Genomic DNA, 17364 nt, shown 5'->3' with positions numbered 1-17364 from the left:
GGACGGTCGCGGCGGGATTAGACTCGCGCCGTGACCGACGGTCTGATCGGCCGGCGCAGCGAGCGGGCGCGGCTCGAGGCCGCGCTCGCCGACGCGCGGGCCGGTCGCGGCTCGCTGGTCCTGCTCTCCGGGGAGGCCGGGTCGGGCAAGACGCGCTTGGCGGAGGAGGTGCTCGCGGCGACGCCCGAGGCGACCTTCGTCCGCGGGGTCGCGATGCCGGGCGGCTCCCCGTTCGGGCCGGTGACGACCGCGATGCGCGGCTTCCTGCGCCTCCAACCCGGCGCGCTGGACGCCTGCGGCCCGCTCAAGGCCCACCTCGCGGTGCTGCTCCCCGAGCTCGGCGAGGCGCGGGCGAGCGACGACCGCGCCACGCTCTTCGAGGCGATCCGCTGCGGCCTCACCGCGATGGTCGCCCGCGGGCCCGTCGCGATCCTGATCGACGATCTTCAGTGGTCAGACGCCGCCACCCTCGAGCTCCTCGCCGTGCTCGCCCCCACCTTGCGCGAGCTACCGCTGCTCGTCGTCGCCGCCTACCGGTCGGACGAGCTGGCCCGGTCCCATCCGCTGCGCCGGCTCCGCCACGACCTGCGCCGCGAGCGCACGCTGGAAGAGATCGCGCTCGAGCCGTTGACCCTGGACGAGACCGGCGCCCTCGTCGCGCACGTCCTCGGCACGACGCCGTCCGCGCGGCTGATCGGCACGCTGCACGACCGCACAGGCGGCGTGCCGTTCCTCGTGGAGGAGTTCACCGCCGCCCTGCGCACGGGCGACCGCCTGTGCGCCACCGCCGACGGCACCGACCTCGACCTCGACGTCGACGTGCCCCTGCCCCAGACGGTGCGCGACGCGGTCCTCGTCCACCTGACGGCGCTGTCGGAGACGGCGCGGTCGGCCGCGGAGGTCGCGGCCGTGGCGGGCTCGGTGGTCGATCTCGACGTCCTCGCCGACATGGACGACGAGCAGGGCATCGCGGAGCTGTTGGCCAACGGGCGCCTGGTCGAGACCGAGCCGGGGCGGGCGACGTTCCGCCAGCCGCTGGCGCGCGAGGCGATCTACGACGACGTGCCGTGGCTGCGGCGGCGCGCGCTGCACCGCCGCTTCGCGCAGGCCCTCGCGCAACGGGGCCACGACCCCGCCGAGGTCGCGACCCACTGGCTCGCCGCCCGCGACGTCCCGCGTGCGCTCGAGGCGCTCCTCGAGGCCATCGACGGCCGCGTCGCCGTCCACGCGCACCGCGACGCCGCGCGCCTCGGGCTCCAGGCGCTCGAGCTGTGGCCCGAGGGCGAGCGCGGCGCCGAGCGCCTCGCGGCCGTCGAGCGGTACGCGGTGCACGCGGAGCTCGCCGGCGACTTCGGCGAGGCCGCGCGCGCGCAGCGCGAGGTCGTGGCGGCGCGCCGCGCGGAGGGATCCGGCCGGGCGCTGGCCGACGCCGAGCGGCGCATCGCCGGGATCTACGCGCTGCAGGCGATCGCACCTCGGCGCTCGCCGCCCGGCGGGTCGCCGCGGAGGCCTACGCCGCCAACGGCCTGCCGGGCGAGGCGGCGGCCGAGCGGCTGGTCGCCGCCGCCTATCTCCAGAGCGCCGGGCGCCACGACGAGGCCGCGGCGACGGCGCGCGCCGCCGGAGAGGAGGCGATCCGCGCCGAGCGGACCGACCTGCGGGCGCGGGCGATGGGCCTGGAAGGGGTCGCCCAGGCGAAGCTCGGCGCGTTCGACCGCGGGAGCGCGACGATCCGCGCCGGGCTCGCGCTCGCCCTCGAGCACGAGCTCACGCTCGAGGCCGCCGAGGTCTACCAGCGGCTCGCCACCGCGCACGAGGTGACCGGCGACTACGCGAGCGCGCGCGAGGCGCTCGGGACGGCGATCGGGCTGTGCGAGGCGCGCGGCGGCGACGGCCTCGAGCAGACCTGCCTGAGCTGCATGGCCTATGTGTTGCGCGAGCTCGGCGACTGGGATCAGGTCGAGGAGTTGTGCGGGGCGTTGATCGCGGAGGGCGAGACGCCGGACGCCACCCTCGTCGCCGACGGCATCCTCGGCGCGGTGCTCGCCTGGCGCGGTCGCGGCGACGAGGCGCGTCCGCTGCTGGTCCGGTGCCTGGAGACGGCGACCCGCCTCGACGTCGTCTCGATGCTCTGCGACAGCGCGGCCGCCCTCGCCTGGCTCGCGGACGCCGAGGGCGACCGCAGCCGCGCGCACGAGCTGTGCCGGCTCGTGCTCGACCGGTGGTCGCGCAGCCAGGACCATCACTACGCGGTGTGGGGCCTGCGCTGGTCGGCGTGCTGGCTGGCCCGCAACGGCGCGGGCGCCGACGCCCGCGCCTGCGCCGAGGCGCTGTCGGCGATCGCCGCGTCGGTCGGGCATCACGAGGCTCTGGCCGCGCTGGCCCACGCCCTGGGCGAGATCGCACTCGCGGAGGGCGACGCGGCTGCTGCCGCCCAGCAGCTGAGCCGGGCCGTGGAGCTGCACGAGGGTCTCGACATCCCGTTCGAGCGGGCGCAGATCCAGCTCCGGGCCGGCGTCGCGCTGGCGGCCGTCGGCGACCGCGAGGCCGGGCTCGAGCGCCTGTCGGCGGCCTACCGCACGGCCTGCGCGCTCGGCGCCGCGCCGCTCGCGGCCGAGCTCGCCGGGGAGGTCCGCACGCTCGGCGCGTCGGTCGAAGAGCACCTCGGGCGGCGCGCCGCCGCCACGCACGAGCACGGCGGCCTCTCGCGCCGGGAGCTCGAGGTGATGCGGCTCGCCGCGTCCGGCCTGACCAACCGCGAGATCGCCGAGCGGCTCGTGCTCAGCACCCGCACGATCGACATGCACATGCGCAACATCCTCGCCAAGCTGCGCTGCCGGACCCGCACGCAGGCCGCGCAGCGCGCGGCCGAGCTGGGGCTGCTCGGCCGCTGACCGGCGGCGGCGGCGCGTCGTCCGGGCTCACGGCGTCGGCTTGCGCGCGAGGAGCGAGGCGCTGTGCGCTCCGTAGCGGCCGCCGGCGTGCTGCGCGCGCTTGCTGGCGAACCGGTAGCTGGGGTTCTCGCGGATGGCGACGAGCGCGAGGCCGGCCGCGGCGAGGTGCTCGAGGTAGGTGGTCCGCGGCGCGGCGCCGGCGATGCAGGCCGCCCACAGGTCCGCGTGACTCGCGGTGAGCGGGGCGATCGGGCGGTCGGTGACGACGTCGGAGAGCGCGAGACGGCCGCCGGGGCGCAGCACGCGCGCCGCCTCGGCGAACGCCCGCGCCTTGTCGGGCGACAGGTTCAGGACGCCGTTGGAGATGACGACGTCGAACGTCCCGTCCGGGAAGGGCAGCGCCTCGATGCGCGCGCGGTGCAAGCGCACGGGCATCTCGCCACGCAGCCGCTCGGCCTTGGCGAGCTGCTCGGGCGTGATGTCGACGCCGTCGACCGCGCCGCGGTCGCCGACCAGGGTCGCCGCCGCGAAGGCGTCCATCCCCGAGCCGCTGCCGAGGTCGAGCACGCGGTCCCCGGCCACGGGCGCCGCGAGGTCGAGGTGGTAGCCCACCCCGGCGAAGGACGCGACGGCGCCGGCCGGCAGCCGGTCGAGGAGCGCGGACGGGTAGCCGACGGCCTCGGCGACCGGCCGGCCGGTGATGAAGTGCAGGTCGTCGACGGCCTCGTGCGCGACGTCGCGGTACATCTCGACGATGTGGCGGTCGAGCAGGTCGTGGTCGACGGGAGGCGCACCGGCGCCTGGGAGACCCTGGGTGGGCATGTGATCCTCCGGGGATCGAGAGGGGTGAGGGGCACCGACCGTACGTCGCGCGGTGGCCCGCGCCATCCGCAGGACTGCCGCATCGCGGGGCGGCACGTGCCGTATGGCGAGCCGGGCCTTTCGTGGTCCCGGAGAGGGTTTGTCCCTCGTTTGCGCGAAACTAGTTGGGTCGTGCCGTCTCCCCTCCGCGCCCTCAGCATCATCGCCGCGTACGCCGCCACGGTCGGCGGGGTCGCGGTCGCGCTGGTGGCGACGGCCGATTCCGACGCCACGCCGTGGCTCGCCCTGCTGGCCGCGATGGCCGTCCTGCACCTCGGGTTCGGGCTCATCGTCGCGCGCTTCTGGGTCGCGCTGCTGCCGCTGGTCGTGTGCGTCGTCGCGTGGCTGCTGGACCTCGGGGACTTCTCGATCACCACGCTGATGGTCGGGATCCCGTGCGCGATGCTGATGGTCGCGGGCGCCTCGCTGCGGATCGGGTGGGACGGCGGGCCGGCCGCGGCGCCGGTCGCGCAGATCCGGCGGGAGCGCAAGCGGACGGCGGCCGCAGTCGAGGATCCGGACTGGGATCCGGTGCAGCCGCTGTGGGACGACGCTGTCGCCTGACGGACGGTTGTGCGGGACCTCGGCGCGGGTCGTAGCGTTGGGAGGGCCATGAACCTTCGTCTCGCTCCTGTTGGTGTCGCCCTCGTCGCCGGTCTCGCCGTGCCCGCGGGAGCGTCCGCCGTGCCGCACTGGTCGGCGCCCGCGGTCGTGATCCCGAGCCCGGGCCCCTCGACCGGCCCGGCCGCGACCTCGGTGCCGCAGGTCGGGATCGGGGGCGGACGGTCGGTCTTGGCTGCCGGCTCCGGCAACCGGGCGCTCCTCGCGCGCGGCAGCGCCGCCAACGTGTTCGCGTCGCCGGTCGCGGTCGCCGACTCGGGGGGCGCGCCGGTCGGGACCGACACGGCCGTCGGGGGCGATGGAAGCGTCGTCGTCGGCTGGGCGGCGGGCGGGGTCGGCCATGTGACGGTCGTGGCGCCGAGCGGCGCGATCGTCGGGACGGCCGATCTTCCGGGCGCGGGCGTGAACGCGATCGGCGTCGGGCTGGCGTCGGACGGCAGCGCGGTCGTGGCCTACCGGACGAAGGCGAGCGCGAGCTCCTACAGCTTGCACGTCGCGACGGCGCCGGCGGGCAGCGCGGCGTTCGTCGACGCCGGGACCTTGGAGAGCGCGGCGCCGACGGACTCGATCGACGTCGCCGGCGGGCCGGGCGGCGCGGTCGCCGTGGCCTACCGGAAGCTGGCGAGCAAGTACCGGGCGACGGTGGCGGTCCGGGCGGCGGGCGCGAGCGCGTTCGAGGCGTCGCAGGTGCTGGGCGGCGGCGACCAGGACGACCAGTCGCCGCAGGTCGCGTTCGACGCGGACGGGACCGTCGTGGCCGCTTGGGGCAACCCGGCGGGGGCGCTGTGGGCGACGCGCGGCGTCGGTGCCACGTCGTTCTCGGCTCCTGCGGCGTTGGGAGCGGGCGCCGCGTTCTCGGTGGACTTGGAGTCGACGCCGGGCGGCGGCACCGCGGTGGCGGTCGCCGGCGACGGAAGCGTCCGCGCCGGCGTGCAGCCCTTCGCGTCGCTCGCCCAGGCCGGCCCGTCGTTCACGAGCCAGTTCAGTGGGCTCGCCGCGGTGACGACGTCGCCGGCCGGCGTGACGAGCGCGGTCTGGGTCAACCCGACCGACGGCGCCGTGCACGCGGTGGACCTCGGAGGCGCCGACCAGGTCATCGGCTACGGCAGCAAGGACACGGTGACGCCGGTCGGCGTCGCGTCGAGCGCGGATCGGACGGTCGCGGTGTGGACCGACCAGGACGGAGCGGTCTCGGCCGCGACGCGCAGCGAGTCCGCCGTGCCGGCGAGTCCGGGTTCGCTCGGGCCCAAGCCCTCCGGCCGCGACGCGTCCGCCCCCAAGGTCAAGTACGTCAGCGTGACCAAGCGCCTCCGCGTGACGACGAAGACCAAGACCATCAAGTTCAAGATCAAGTGCAGCGAGGCCTGCAAGTACCTGCTCACCGGCTCGCTGCGGACCCAGCTGAGCAGCAAGGCGCGCCGCTCCATCGCACCGCTGCCGCCGGTGACGACGACGAAGGTCCGCAGCGGCGTGCAGACGGTGACGGTGAAGTTCGGCACCCTCGCCCGCCGCGACCTGACCAAGGCCCTCAAGAAGCATCACGGCGGCCAGCTCTTCCTCGTACTCGAAGCCTCCGACGCCACCGGCAACGGCGGCCGAACCCGCATCCAACTGACCCTCCAGCCCAAGCCCGTCAAGCACCACCGCTGAGCCAGCACCCACCCCTCCCCTCCGCTAGACTGCCCCCTCTGAGCACGCGGCTGTAGCTCAGTTGGCTAGAGCGTCTGCTTGCCATGCAGAAGGTCGAGGGTTCGAGTCCCTTCAGCCGCTTACACGAAGGCCCTGCAAATCGCGGGGTCTTCGTCGTTCTGGGGGCGGGTTGGAGGGCTTTGTCTCCCCGGATTAGCTCCCAGCACTATGGCCGGGTGCGCCAGGCGGCTACGGGCACCGCTGCGAACGTTCGCCACTCGACCGCCGGCGTTGGCAGACTTCGAACCTGTGGATAGCCGCCACCGCAACTCGTTTGAAAGGATTCGCCAGCCGACGCGGCGCTTCGCCGTGAGGGACGCGAACCTGATGCTTTCCACCTCCGCCACGGTGGAGGAATGACGCGGAGCATCGACCACCCGCGCTGGGACCCGTCCTGGGCAGTCCCATCGGAACACACCATTGATGACCTCGGTGAGCTCGGGATCCTTCGCGTCGAACCCAGTGTGAACAAGTCCAGGACGTTCATGCTGACCATGAAGGGACGCGAGCTCGATCTCGAGCGGGAGTTGGGGGCACGAACTGACCGCACGCCAGCCTCGGACCCGGCCGAGCGCGTTACGGCCGACCTCAGCGACGGCGACCAATTGAACGCCGAAGGTGATCGCTCACTGCTCGAACCGCGAACGAGCGAATCGAAGGACCCCCGCAAGGTGGCGGTGATGCACGGCCGCGACGGAGCCGCCCGCGACGCCCTGTTTGACCTTCTTCGACGCCTCCGACTTGAACCTTTGGAGTGGGACGATCTCGTCGACTTCACCGGCAACGCAGCGCCCTACAACGGCGAGGCAGTCGCTGCAGCGTTCAAGATCGCTCAGGCCGTTGTCGTCTTGCTCACGCCCGACGATGTGGGATTCCTTCATCCGAGCCTGCGAGGCAATCGCGAGCGCGAAGACGATCGTGAGCCGACTGGACAGCCGCGGCTCAATGTCGTTCTCGAGGCGGGGATGGCCCTTCAGAGTCATCCGCACGAAACTGTCCTCGTCGAGATCGGCCAAACTCGCGGTATTTCGGACCTCGCCGGACGAAACACGGTTCGACTTGATGGCAGTCCTGGCCCCTTCAATAGCCTCGCGAACCGCCTAGAAGGGGCGGGCTGTCCGGTGCATCGTGGGGGCAGCGACTGGCTCAGCCCATCGAACTTCGTAAACCTCGAGGCTCTGACGCGTGAGGTCCCGCCTGATAACCGTCGACCCTCGCAAGATCGAGTCGCCGCGATCCGCTTTGCGAGACACGTGGCGGTCGAACTCGCAGCGATCGATCGCACACTCCGTAACGCGATCGAGGACGGCTATTGGTGGAACCTCCACGTCGAATCTCTTCCCAGCGAGGAGTGGGCTTCCGCGCGAGACTCGTTCGCACAGGACGCCACGCTCTACGAGACGGTGGCCGCAGCGTATGTAGACGCTGACCAGATGAACAAGGCCGCTTACAACCACGCCCAAGGTGGTCACGACGACTACGACAACGTGATTCGCGAACGACTCGAGCAGGCGCGGCGCTCAGTCGCGGCCGCGCAGGCGGCGCTCAGCGAATTCACGCGCCAGGCCTGAGAACCACGCACCGACGTGCCCCACCGACGAGGCTCCCACCAGGGACTCTCTGCGCCGAACCAGTCGAGTATGGGACCGACGTCGGCGTGAGCGTACGTCCCGTGCGACGTGACCGCCCATCCATCGGCGTTCAGACCGGTCCGGAGTGCAGAGCGGATCTCAACCGTGCTCCGGAGCGCGCGCGCCCGGCAAGGCAATAAAGTGCCGCGGCGATGCGACTTGAACGGAGCGATCTGGAACTGGAGGTGCTCATGCGGCGTATCCACGCTGCGGAGATCGACCTCCAGCCCGATTTCCAGCGGGGCGAAGTGTGGAATGAGGACCGCCAGCGACGTTTGATCGACACGGTGCTTCGCGGATGGTATGTCCCGGCCATCCACCTCCTGAACGATCCCGACACCAGCCGAGACCTGGTTCTCGATGGGCAGCAGCGTCTCTCGGCGATTCGCGACTTCTTTGATGACGGCCTTAAGGTCGATGGCTCGCTAAGCCCGTTTGACCCCACGCTTTCATCTTGGGACGGATTGCGGTACAGCCAGCTGCCGGACGAAGCCCAGCGACGTGTTCGTCGGTTCCCGCTGACCGTGGTCACGTTGCACAACTATGAGCCTCAAGAGCCATACGAATTGTTCTTCCGGCTCAACCAGCACATGTCGCTGACGCCACCGGAAAAGCGCAACGCTCTCTATGGAGTCGCGCGGGATCAGGTGAAGGCCGTGGTCGAGCGCCTCATTGAATCAGGCCTCCTCGTGCGGGAGGTCGTGGGTTTCGCCAACAGCCGGCTCGCATACGACGACGTTTTCGCCCGCGTCGCTTTGGCGCTCGAGGTCGGATCACTTAGGGAATCCCACTCGAATCGCGCCATTGAGGAATTTTACCGGACGGGCGAGTTCTCTCCCCGAACCATTTCAGACGTCTCGCACGCAGCCGAGGAGTTCCTGACCCACGCGCGCGACGTCGGACCCAAGCTGAACAAGGCCACCCTGTTCAGCTGGCTGGTTTTCACACACGCTGCCCAGCGCATGGACGTCCCCGTTGACAGCGCCTTCGTCGGGTACTTCGAAGAGGCGCGTCGCGCCGCAAAAACAGCTCTTTCCGAAATCAGACCGGATCTTCGATCGGTCTTTCGTACTTACAACGATCGTGCCTCGTACCGCGTGAACGACACGCTCTCCATTCTTCTGAGAGATCTCGCGCTCCACGTCGCATATGCGGCAGCAAATCCAAAGCGCGACCAGCGCAACCTCAGCGGTGTCCTTGGCGCGCTGCGGCAGTCAGACGGCGAGGACGACCGGGCGCTGATCGAATTCTTGGAATCGTCCGATTGGGATCTGGCCCGATAATGACTCGGCGGGCGAAGGCCGGAGACCACTGGCGACGCATCGCGCACCAGAAGCACCCTTCCATTCCGATGACGATCGCGGTGGAGGATCCGCTCGAGATCCTTCCTGTCACGCTGGAGTTGCGTGCGCTCGTGACCGTTCTCGCAGGTCTGAACGGGGTGGGCAAGACCCGGCTCTTGAAGCAGATCCAGCGCTCGGCTGGCGACCCGGCTCGGCTAATCTCACTACACGAACTCTGTGCGTGGCTATATCGGCTGATCGAGGAGCGTCCCGACCTCGAAGAGGCCACTGAAGAGGTCGACCCGCTAGAGGTGGATCAAGAGATCACGCTCGATGCCGTGAGGAGCATCGTCGGGCGGGGTTACACCGAGATCCGCTGGTACGCAATCGCCTTCGAAGACTCCCCCTTCGCGCCGATCGTGGGCGAAGACGTGATTCCCTTTTTCGTGGTCTCGGATGGTGATACTGAGTACAGCCTTGCCGACATGGGGTTAGGCGAACTGGCCGCGCACGTGCTCCTCTGGACACTGTGGTATGTGCGCGAGAAGTCCGATCTGCTTTTGCTGCTTGATGAGCCGGATGCCTATTTCCCGCCACGCTCGCGCGAGCCGCTGCTCGATCACATTGCGACCGTCGCCGCCACCAGACAACAGGCTTTCGTGCTGACGTCACACAGTCGAGAGGTCATCGAACGCGCACTCCAACATTCGGACGTCCTAAGCTACCTGGGCCGAGTGGACGGCAAGGTAGTGCTGACAACCGTCGCGGAAGAGGTCCGGGAAATCGTCCAGCAGGTGCTCTACCCGAGGGCACACGTGGAACTTGTCGCGTGGGTTGAGGACGAATCTGCGCACGCATTGGCCACGGCACTTCTCGCTCGACTGGACGCCAATACGTTGGACCGCCTCGCGCTCTACTGGGCGAAGGGCACAAGTGACCTCACGGAGATGCGGGCTCGCCTTCCGCGTCCCGCCACGCACCCTCGTCAACTCGAGTTCGCGTTCATCGTGGACGGCGATGAGGCTCCGCCTGCGGCGCGGACCGGTCTATGGCCGGCAGTCGCCCTCCCAGGCGGTTTGTCGCCTGACGAGCTCTTTCAGAAATTCGCTCCGTTGGCCGCCGGCACACTTAGTGCGCTGCTAGGTCGCACACCCGGGTTCATCGGAGCGATGTTGGCGAAGGTGGAAGGACTGGATCCCCACGACTGGACGAACGATCTCGCTGCACAGCCAGGTCTGGACCGGTCGCAAGTACTTCGGGCACTCGCCGAGGCTTGTTTAGACGGGGACAAGGAAGGCGTCCTCATCGAAGAATTTCGCGGCCGGCTATCAGGAAGTGGCTTGAGGACATTTAGCGCCATGTAGGCGTCATCTCGCGAGTCGCTCAACACCGGCGCCTCGATCTGCGCGTAACTTCGGCGACGAGGCATCCCGCCGAGGGTGTAGCGTCGAATTTTCGATGGCCGCCGAAGCACAATTCGAACTAACGATGGAACGGCTAGGGCGTTCGCTTCAGGTGTCTCACCTCTCGAGCTCTCCGCTTCGCACCGCGTTTCTCTCAGACAAGGTCTCGACAGTGCGCGCGTGGGCATCAGCGGCCGCGATCAACTACGTGCCTGTCCGTCGAAACGGGCGCATCGTTGGCGTGTTGGAGAACGTCATCGGCGATTTGTTGGGCACAGACGCCGGCCCGCGTCGGGCTAGCGAGGAGGACCTGGTCCACACGGCTATGCGCAGCCTCAGCAGCGACATGCTCATCGAGGGAGGACAGCCGCTCGGCGGCCTCGTTGACGAGCTCCTGAAAGCGCCGCATTACCGACTCGTCGTCGATGGCGGTCAACTCGAGTCCATCGTCACCCCTTCCGATCTCTGCAAACTCCCCATGAGGGTCTTGGTATTCAGCCAGGTGGCCCGCTTGGAGGCGACCATCACCGACGCGATCCGTCGCATGTACGTGACTGAGGAAGACGCCGTCAGCGCGCTCGGTCAAGGAGCGCAGGCTCAAATCCTTGGGCAGCTCAAGGAGATGCACTCGAAGAGCCTTGACCCGTCGCTCATAGAGCTAGCCTCGCTGCGCCAGAAGGCAGCCATACTTGCCAGCCGAGGCGTCTTCGCCGGCGACGAGCATGAGGTCGACGCCGACTTCAAGGACTTGTATGAAAGGCTGCGCAACCCACTGATGCACGCCGCGTCGTTCGTCGACGACTCGCTCGACGCGTTGATCCGATTGTCTCGACAGCTCGAGTTCATCCAGCGGCGGACCGCCGAGGCATCTGCCGGGGGGCGTTAGGTCGTCGCACCCGGCGCTACCGATGCGTTGCCGGGCCGAGCTGGCTCAGCCGTCGGCTACTGGACGGGAGACCGCTGCGAGGACACCCAACGCTCGAGATCGGCCCGCGTGAAGCGGATGTGCTTCCCAACGCGTAGGAACGGCAGCCGTCCGTTTCGGCACGCCTCGTAAATCCACGACACCTTCACCGAGAGCAACTCGGCGGCATCCTCCGGCCTCAGCAACGGCTCGCTCAGTCCGGTTCGAGCCGCCAGCTCAAGCTGCTCGCCCTGCATTTCTAGTCGTCGCGCCGTCGCCATACCACTCAGTCGACGAGGCCGGACCAACACCCTCGCCCCACCGAACACCTAGCGCAACCCCCTTAGGCGTCGAAACGGCAAGCCACCAAGACCGGCACACACTTGCATCCGCTTGAATGCGGGTGGCGTGGTCGGTGACGGAAATGACGTCCTGGCGGCGGCTTAGCCTCGGCGCGGTGGGTTGGCTCCACACTTGCCTGTCGCCCGGTTTCGGGCTGGCTGGCTGCCAATCGTGTCGCCCATCGCGTTCGAGGATTCAGGCGGCGGTGACTTGATAGGAGCGCGGTCTTCGGGCCTCTACTGATGCTGTCCTCCGTCTGATTCTCATCCCCTACAACTCGATCGGGAGAGAGGAGGATTGTGCCGCTCGAGCGTGGCTTCCGCCTATGGCGACCGCCGACGCAGGTCCTTCATCGCTGGTCTCGGTACAGCCGTGCCCGGTCCACGGCCGCTGAGGCCATCTGCGCGAGATGGACGAGCGCGGCTTCGTCCTCGCCGGTGAAGGCGCCGTCGTGCTTGTCGAAGAGCTGGATGGCGCCAAGCTCGCTCCCGTCCAGGGCGGTGAGCGACGCGGCGAGCCAGGCGCGAGGCGGCGGGTCGCCGACAGCCTGGAACTGCGGCAGGCTGGCGAGCTCCTCCCGCGCCGCGCGCGCCGAGCCACCGCGCAGGCCGAGCACCCGGTACGTCGCGGGCAGGTCGAGCCAGCGGACCACCGTCTGCCAGCGACGGTGCTCCGAGGTGGAGACCGCCTCCGCGGCCCGTGGCTGCCCTTCGGCGGTGAGCGTCACCACGCAGCACTCGGCGGCCACGAGCTCGCGAGCCTGCTCGGCGACGAGCCGCAGCATCTCCTGGACCGAGCCTTCGGCGTTGAGCGCGAGCGAGGCGTCGGCGAGGAAGCTCGACAGGCGGCGCGAGAGCTCGGTTTGGCGGCGCTCGAGCCACGCGGCCTGCCGGGCTTCCGCGTACCCACGCTGCACCATCTCGAACGTCGACAGCCCGTCGAGGAAGAAGGCGCCGGCCGCACGCGTGACGCGCTCGACCTCCGCGGATCCGGACGCCGCGCCCAGCGCGGACTCCAGGGCTTCCTGGTGGGCGACGGCGAGGTCGAGCACGCTCAGGCGCCGGGCCACCGCTTCGCGCGCAAGCTCGTAGGCGACGCGTAGGGACGCCTCGGTCGGCTCCCGCAGGTACTCGCCGAGCGCCGTCGCGTAGGCCGCTGCGAACGGCCCGGCGGGACTCCGATCGGTCACGGCCGCGCCCCGAGGTAGCGGACCGCGATCACGAGGGCGTCGTCGGGCGGCTTCCAATGCTCGGACAGGATCCGCTCGCTGATCGTCTGGCTCGAGCCCGACAGGTCGAGCGCGTCCGCGAAGCCCGCGTCGATTCCGTCGGTGGCCAGGAGCAGGACGTCGCCGGGCCGCATCGCGATCGTCGCGGGGCGCACCGAAGGCAGCTCGTGCCCGGGCACGCCGCGCCCGAGCGCAAGCGAGCCCTTCGGCCGGGTCGTCGCGGGGTCGCCGCTCAGGACCCGTCCCTCCACGTTGCCGACGCCGAGCCACGTCATCCGGCTGTCCAGCGCTGAGACGAACGCGAGGCTGATGGCCGCGCCGCGAGTCCCGCGCAGCGCACGGTGGCAGCGCTGGACGACCCGGACGAGGTCCTGGCCGGGGCTCTCGCGCATGGCCGCGGCGGCCGTGCAGGCGGCGCGGGCCGCTTCGCGTCCGTGCCCCAGGCCGTCGATGCCCGCGACGAGCGCCCCTTCCGGCAGGAGGTCGACGACGGCGAGATCGCCGCTCATGCTCTCACCGGACCGGCAGCGCGTGGCGATCCCCCACTCGACGTGCTCGCGCGTCGCCCGCTCACGCACGCCGACGGCGCTCCTCGCGGACGCGTGCGAGCTCGTCGCGGTAGCGCCATTTCGTCATCGTCACCTTTGTGCCATGCTCAGCGTCGGATTGCAGCTCGAAGTCGTCCATGAGCCGTCGCGCGCCCGGAAGGCCCAGCCCGAGACCGCCGCGGCCGCTGAACTCGTCGCGCAGCGCGGCCTCGACGTCGCGGATGCCCGGCCCCGCATCGACGGCGGTGACGATCATGCCGTAGCGGTTGGCGTCCTCGAACGGCGCGAGGATGATCTCGCCCGCGCCCGCGTACGCGACGATGTTGCGCGCGATCTCGGAGATCGCCGTCGCGATCAGGGTCGGATCGGGCCGCGGGAACCCGAGCCGCTCGGCCATCGCACGGCCTTCGGCGCGAGCGGTCACGAGATCGCCGTCGGAGTCGATGCGGACGCGGACCTCATCGGTCATCCTCGGCGCCCTTCCGAGCTCCGGCGACGGAGGATCGCCAGCGCTTCGTCGAGGTCGAGCGCCACCCGCAGGGGCTCGAAGTCCAGCCGGAACTGCACCATCGCGATCGCGACGTCGGGCGCGATGCCGACGATGATCGTCTCGGTGCCCCGCAACCGCGCCGTGAGCACGATCGCGCGCAAGGCGCGCGTGACGAACGAGTCGATGACGTCGAGGGCGCCGACGTCGATCACGATGCCCGACACGCCGTTTCTCCCGACCCGCTCGGCGAGCTCCTGACGCAGATCGATCACCTCGGTGTCGGACAGGTCCGACTGGATCGAGGCGATCAGCACGTCGCCCTGCAGGAGGATCGCGACCGACATCGGCGCCGCCGGATCTAGCTCTCCGCGTCCCTTGCGTCAGCGGCGCGGTAGCCGGCGATGCGCTCCGCCTCCTCGAGCCCGCCCTGCAGGTCGCCGACGGTCTTCATCATGCCCAGGTCGACGCCGAGATCGACGAGCGTCTGGGCGATGTCCGGCGAGAGGCCGGTGAGGATGGTGCTCGCGCCCATCAGCCGCGACGCCTCGACGGCCTGCACGAGATGGTTGGCGACGGTCTCGTCGATCGTCGCGACGCCCGTGATGTCGATCACCACGACGGTCGCCCGGTTGTCGCGGATCGCCCCCAGCAGCTGCTCGGTCAGCTGGCGGGCACGCGGGGTGTCGAGCACGCCGATGATCGGGAGGATGAGCAGGCGGTCGCGCACCTGAAGGACGGGCGTGGACAATTCCCGGATCGCGTCCTGCTGCTCTTTGATGACGCGCTCGCGCTCCTCGACGAAGCTGACGCCGACGGTCACCGCGATGCGGTTGGCGGCCGGCTCGTAGGCGTCGAGGATCCGGTTGAGGAGCCCAAGGTCCTCCTGGTAGTTGGCGAACAACGACCGGGCCAGCACGTCGCGAAGCAGAAGCACGATGCCCAGCACCTCGTCGGTCTCGACGCCGCGCGGGATGATCCGCTCCGAGAGCTCGCGGGCGTAGGTCTGGAGGTTCTCGACGCTGCCGCTCTCCAGCGCGTCCATGTAGTTGTCATACACCTCGGTCGCCTCGGTGAAGATCTCCTCGTCGGACATGACTTGCAGCAGCTCGGCGTCGCTGATGCGCTGCGCCCACGCCTCCCGCAGCTTGGTCCGATGCTCACGGAGGTACGCGACGAGCTCCTGCAGCCGCTTGCCGTCACCCGAGTGCTCGCCTGCGCGCTGATCCTCTGAGCGCTCAGCGGTCTGTCGCTCCCGTTCCATGTCCTGCTCCTCGCATGTCGCCATTGGCGGAACTCATCGTCGCGGCCCGCGAGCGCGGGCTCCGTCGATGAAGAGGCCGGTGATCGTCGCGGTCATGTCCTCGCGTCCCAGCGGCGGCGTCGCCGTGAGCATGCTCACGATCAGGCCGATGAGCGACTCGGTCAGGCGCCGGCCCGTGATGTCGTCGCGGATGTCGCCGCTGGCCTGGCCGCGTTCGACCAGCTGGCGCAGTGGTTCGACGAGCCCGCGCTGGAACTGGTCGGAGCCCGAGCGCTGTCGCTCACGGACCAGCACCACGAAGAGGTTCCCCACGTCGACGAGCGCGCGCACGGCGCGGGCGATGCCCTCATCGGGCGGGACTTCGTCGACGCGCGCCGACGCCAACCGCGTCTCGACGTCGCGCACGGCCGTCTGGGCCAGCTCATCGAGCAGGCTCTCGCGGTTGGGGAAGTAGCGGTAGACCGTGGCCCGGGCGACGCCCGCGGCCTCGGCGACCTCGTTCATGCTCGCCTGGTCGCCGCCGCCGGCGAAGAGGTGCGCCGCACCGTCGAGGATCGCAGCGGCAACCCGCTGCTGGAGAGCGGGCCGGGGTGACGGCTCGGGCATCATCGTCTCACAACGATCTCACACTTTCGCTTGACGAGACATAGATGTCTCGCCTAGAGTCGACGTTGTCCCATTGTCGCTTGGAGGTTGTTGATGTCGTTGTCGGAACGCACCAGGACAGGACTTCGGGAGATGCCGTCCAATGCCGCGTGGCTGCTGTCCCGAGCGCTCAAGCCGGCCGAGAGCCTGGGCGACGCGGCGCAGTCCGCCACGTCCGAGGCGCGCGACCGCGGTCGCCGCGCCGGTGCCGCGCTCGTCGATGCCGTCCCGGTCGGCGGTGACTCCGTCGACATCCGCATGAAGCGCGCGAGGGAGGCCGCGGAGCACGCTCGCCAGGTCGAGCAGGAGGCGGTGCAGGCCGCGCAGGATGCGCGCGACCGCGCCGAGGACGCCCGGAAGGTCAGCGACCGCGGACGCGCGCGCATGGCCGATCTGCGCCGCGAGACCGAGCGGCAGCTCAAGCAGCGGGTCGCCGAGGCGCAGAAGGCCGCCGACGAGGCGGTCAAGCGCGAGCGTCAGGATGCCGAGACCGACGCCGAGCAGCGTCGCCAGCAGGCGCAGGCCGAGGTCGAAGAGCAGCTCGAGGACGCAGAGCGCGACGCGGAGGAGGCGCAGGCGCGCGCCGAGGAGCTCGTCGGCGAGGCCACCGAGAAGCTCGCCGAGGCTCGCCGCCTGGCCGTCGAGGCCACGGAAGCCGCACGGGCCGTGGCCGAAGAGGCCCACCGCCAGGCGCGGGAGCTCGCCGAGGAGGCCGAGCAGCAGGCCGGCGAGGCCGACGCACGGATCGAAGCGGCCGAACGGCTCCAGGAGCGCTCGGAGGTGACGGCCAAGAAGGCCGCCCAGGAGCTCGAGAGCGCGCCGGCCAACGGCGACCTCAAGTCGTACAACAAGCCCGAGCTGGTCGAGCTGGCCGCCAGCATGGGCCTCGAAGGACGAACGACGATGACCAAGTCCGAGCTGGTCGATGCGATCGCGACGGCGTCGCGGTCCGAGCGATAGGGAGACCTGCGATGCGCGTCAAGCCACCGTTCCGGCACAAGAGCCCGCTCCGGCGCCTCGGCGACTCGGTCAGCGATCAGCTGAGCGACGCCGCGAGCCGCGTCAAGCCAGACCTGCACGCGATCAGCTCGGGCAAGGCGGTCAAGACCGGGTTGATCACCGCCGGCAGCGTCGCGGGGCTCACCGCGGGAAGCGCCGCGATCTCCTCCCTGCGCCACCGCACGGGTCGGGAGCGCGACGATTCGTGACGCTCACCAAAGCGGCGCTCTTCGCGGCCGGATACCTCCTCGGCGCCAGAGCCGGGCGTGAGCGATATGCGCAGATCCTCGATGTCGCGGCGCGCGCGTCGGAGCGCCTCGAGGAGCTCAGCGCCCGTGGCACTCCCCACGGGCCGGAGAGCGATCTCCCTCGGGAGCGCAGGCGTCGCGCCTGACCGCAGGTCGGCCCGTTCGGGGGCGACGCTCGTCCAGGCGTCGGTCACCGCGCGCCTGCTCGGCCTGCGGATCTTGACGCTCGATGCGACGGTGACCGCTGTGCCCGTCGACGCGCACGTGGCGTCGCCGCCCGTCCGTGGTCGCCCCGTCGACGCCCCCGCACGGCCCAG

General features: G+C 70.3%; 18 protein-coding genes and 1 tRNA gene. 11 read left to right on the top strand and 8 right to left on the bottom strand.

Translation table 11 applies throughout. The annotated features are described in order from the left end of the window. The first annotated feature begins 30 nt into the window (after positions 1-30). Together DSM104299_RS12620 and DSM104299_RS12615 are read left to right on the top strand one after the other, a co-directional pair. Complete coding sequence (locus DSM104299_RS12620; RefSeq protein WP_272477664.1) at positions 31-1821, top strand: ATP-binding protein; 1791 nt, start codon at positions 31-33, stop codon at positions 1819-1821. Positions 1822-1919: 98 nt separating this feature from the next. Beyond that, positions 1920-2894: a helix-turn-helix transcriptional regulator gene (locus DSM104299_RS12615; protein ID WP_349294562.1), complete on the top strand. Its 975-nt coding sequence runs from the start codon at positions 1920-1922 to the stop codon at positions 2892-2894. Between the two features lie 27 nt (positions 2895-2921). Here DSM104299_RS12615 and DSM104299_RS12610 read toward each other — a convergent pair whose 3' ends face one another. Then, positions 2922-3716, bottom strand: a complete 795-nt coding sequence (locus DSM104299_RS12610; RefSeq protein WP_272477663.1) for a methyltransferase domain-containing protein — start codon at positions 3714-3716, stop codon at positions 2922-2924. Between the two features lie 171 nt (positions 3717-3887). On the opposite strand from DSM104299_RS12610, the gene DSM104299_RS12605 reads away from it, so the two are divergent. The 7 genes from DSM104299_RS12605 to DSM104299_RS12575 all read left to right on the top strand — a co-directional run bounded on the left by DSM104299_RS12605 (position 3888) and on the right by DSM104299_RS12575 (position 11268). Further along, positions 3888-4319 carry a hypothetical protein gene (locus tag DSM104299_RS12605; protein ID WP_272477662.1) on the top strand — a complete coding sequence of 144 codons (432 nt, stop codon included), beginning with the start codon at positions 3888-3890 and terminating at the stop codon, positions 4317-4319. Between the two features lie 48 nt (positions 4320-4367). After that, on the top strand, positions 4368-6026 hold the full coding sequence (locus DSM104299_RS12600) for a hypothetical protein (protein WP_272477661.1): 1659 nt from the start codon (positions 4368-4370) through the stop codon (positions 6024-6026). Between the two features lie 46 nt (positions 6027-6072). Further along, positions 6073-6146: transfer RNA gene (locus DSM104299_RS12595), tRNA-Gly, on the top strand. Positions 6147-6421: 275 nt separating this feature from the next. After that, a complete protein-coding gene (locus DSM104299_RS12590; RefSeq protein WP_272477660.1) occupies positions 6422-7636 on the top strand; it encodes a TIR domain-containing protein in 1215 nt (404 codons plus the stop codon). Positions 7637-7848: 212 nt separating this feature from the next. After that, positions 7849-8979 carry a DUF262 domain-containing protein gene (locus DSM104299_RS12585; RefSeq protein ID WP_272477659.1) on the top strand — a complete coding sequence of 377 codons (1131 nt, stop codon included), beginning with the start codon at positions 7849-7851 and terminating at the stop codon, positions 8977-8979. A gap of 68 nt (positions 8980-9047) precedes the next feature. Further along, entirely contained in the window at positions 9048-10343 is a 1296-nt protein-coding gene (locus tag DSM104299_RS12580) for an OLD family protein (protein WP_272477658.1), read from the top strand. 94 nt (positions 10344-10437) lie between these two features. Next, positions 10438-11268, top strand: coding sequence for a hypothetical protein (locus tag DSM104299_RS12575; protein ID WP_272477657.1), 831 nt, complete (start codon positions 10438-10440; stop codon positions 11266-11268). A gap of 56 nt (positions 11269-11324) precedes the next feature. Here the strand turns inward: DSM104299_RS12575 and DSM104299_RS29550 are convergent, their stop codons facing one another. From DSM104299_RS29550 to DSM104299_RS12545, 7 genes are all read right to left on the bottom strand, one after another. Continuing rightward, positions 11325-11543: a helix-turn-helix domain-containing protein gene (locus DSM104299_RS29550; protein ID WP_432419769.1), complete on the bottom strand. Its 219-nt coding sequence runs from the start codon at positions 11541-11543 to the stop codon at positions 11325-11327. A 434-nt stretch (positions 11544-11977) separates the two neighbouring features. Continuing rightward, entirely contained in the window at positions 11978-12817 is an 840-nt protein-coding gene (locus tag DSM104299_RS12570) for a GAF domain-containing protein (protein ID WP_272477656.1), read from the bottom strand. Further along, a complete protein-coding gene (locus tag DSM104299_RS12565; protein WP_272477655.1) occupies positions 12814-13434 on the bottom strand; it encodes a SpoIIE family protein phosphatase in 621 nt (206 codons plus the stop codon). Before DSM104299_RS12565 ends, DSM104299_RS12570 begins: the two co-directional genes overlap by 4 nt. Continuing rightward, entirely contained in the window at positions 13427-13873 is a 447-nt protein-coding gene (locus DSM104299_RS12560; RefSeq protein ID WP_272477654.1) for an ATP-binding protein, read from the bottom strand. Before DSM104299_RS12560 ends, DSM104299_RS12565 begins: the two co-directional genes overlap by 8 nt. Then, on the bottom strand, positions 13870-14238 hold the full coding sequence (locus tag DSM104299_RS12555) for an STAS domain-containing protein (RefSeq protein ID WP_272477653.1): 369 nt from the start codon (positions 14236-14238) through the stop codon (positions 13870-13872). Before DSM104299_RS12555 ends, DSM104299_RS12560 begins: the two co-directional genes overlap by 4 nt. 14 nt (positions 14239-14252) lie before the next feature. Continuing rightward, positions 14253-15155, bottom strand: a complete 903-nt coding sequence (locus tag DSM104299_RS12550; protein ID WP_272477652.1) for an STAS domain-containing protein — start codon at positions 15153-15155, stop codon at positions 14253-14255. Between the two features lie 33 nt (positions 15156-15188). After that, positions 15189-15764: a TetR/AcrR family transcriptional regulator gene (locus tag DSM104299_RS12545; RefSeq protein ID WP_272477651.1), complete on the bottom strand. Its 576-nt coding sequence runs from the start codon at positions 15762-15764 to the stop codon at positions 15189-15191. A gap of 129 nt (positions 15765-15893) precedes the next feature. On the opposite strand from DSM104299_RS12545, the gene DSM104299_RS12540 reads away from it, so the two are divergent. Both DSM104299_RS12540 and DSM104299_RS12535 read left to right on the top strand, forming a co-directional pair. Beyond that, complete coding sequence (locus DSM104299_RS12540) at positions 15894-16760, top strand: Rho termination factor N-terminal domain-containing protein (protein WP_272477650.1); 867 nt, start codon at positions 15894-15896, stop codon at positions 16758-16760. Between the two features lie 11 nt (positions 16761-16771). Then, the gene (locus DSM104299_RS12535) at positions 16772-17008 is read left to right on the top strand and encodes a hypothetical protein (protein WP_272477649.1); all 237 of its coding nucleotides are present in this window, start codon (positions 16772-16774) and stop codon (positions 17006-17008) included. Positions 17009-17364 lie beyond the last annotated feature (356 nt).

Source organism: Baekduia alba (assembly GCF_028416635.1).
GTDB classification, from domain to species: domain Bacteria; phylum Actinomycetota; class Thermoleophilia; order Solirubrobacterales; family Solirubrobacteraceae; genus Baekduia; species Baekduia alba.
The sequence above is the reverse complement of the archived record's forward strand: the minus strand, read 5'-3'. Positions and strand labels throughout refer to the sequence as shown.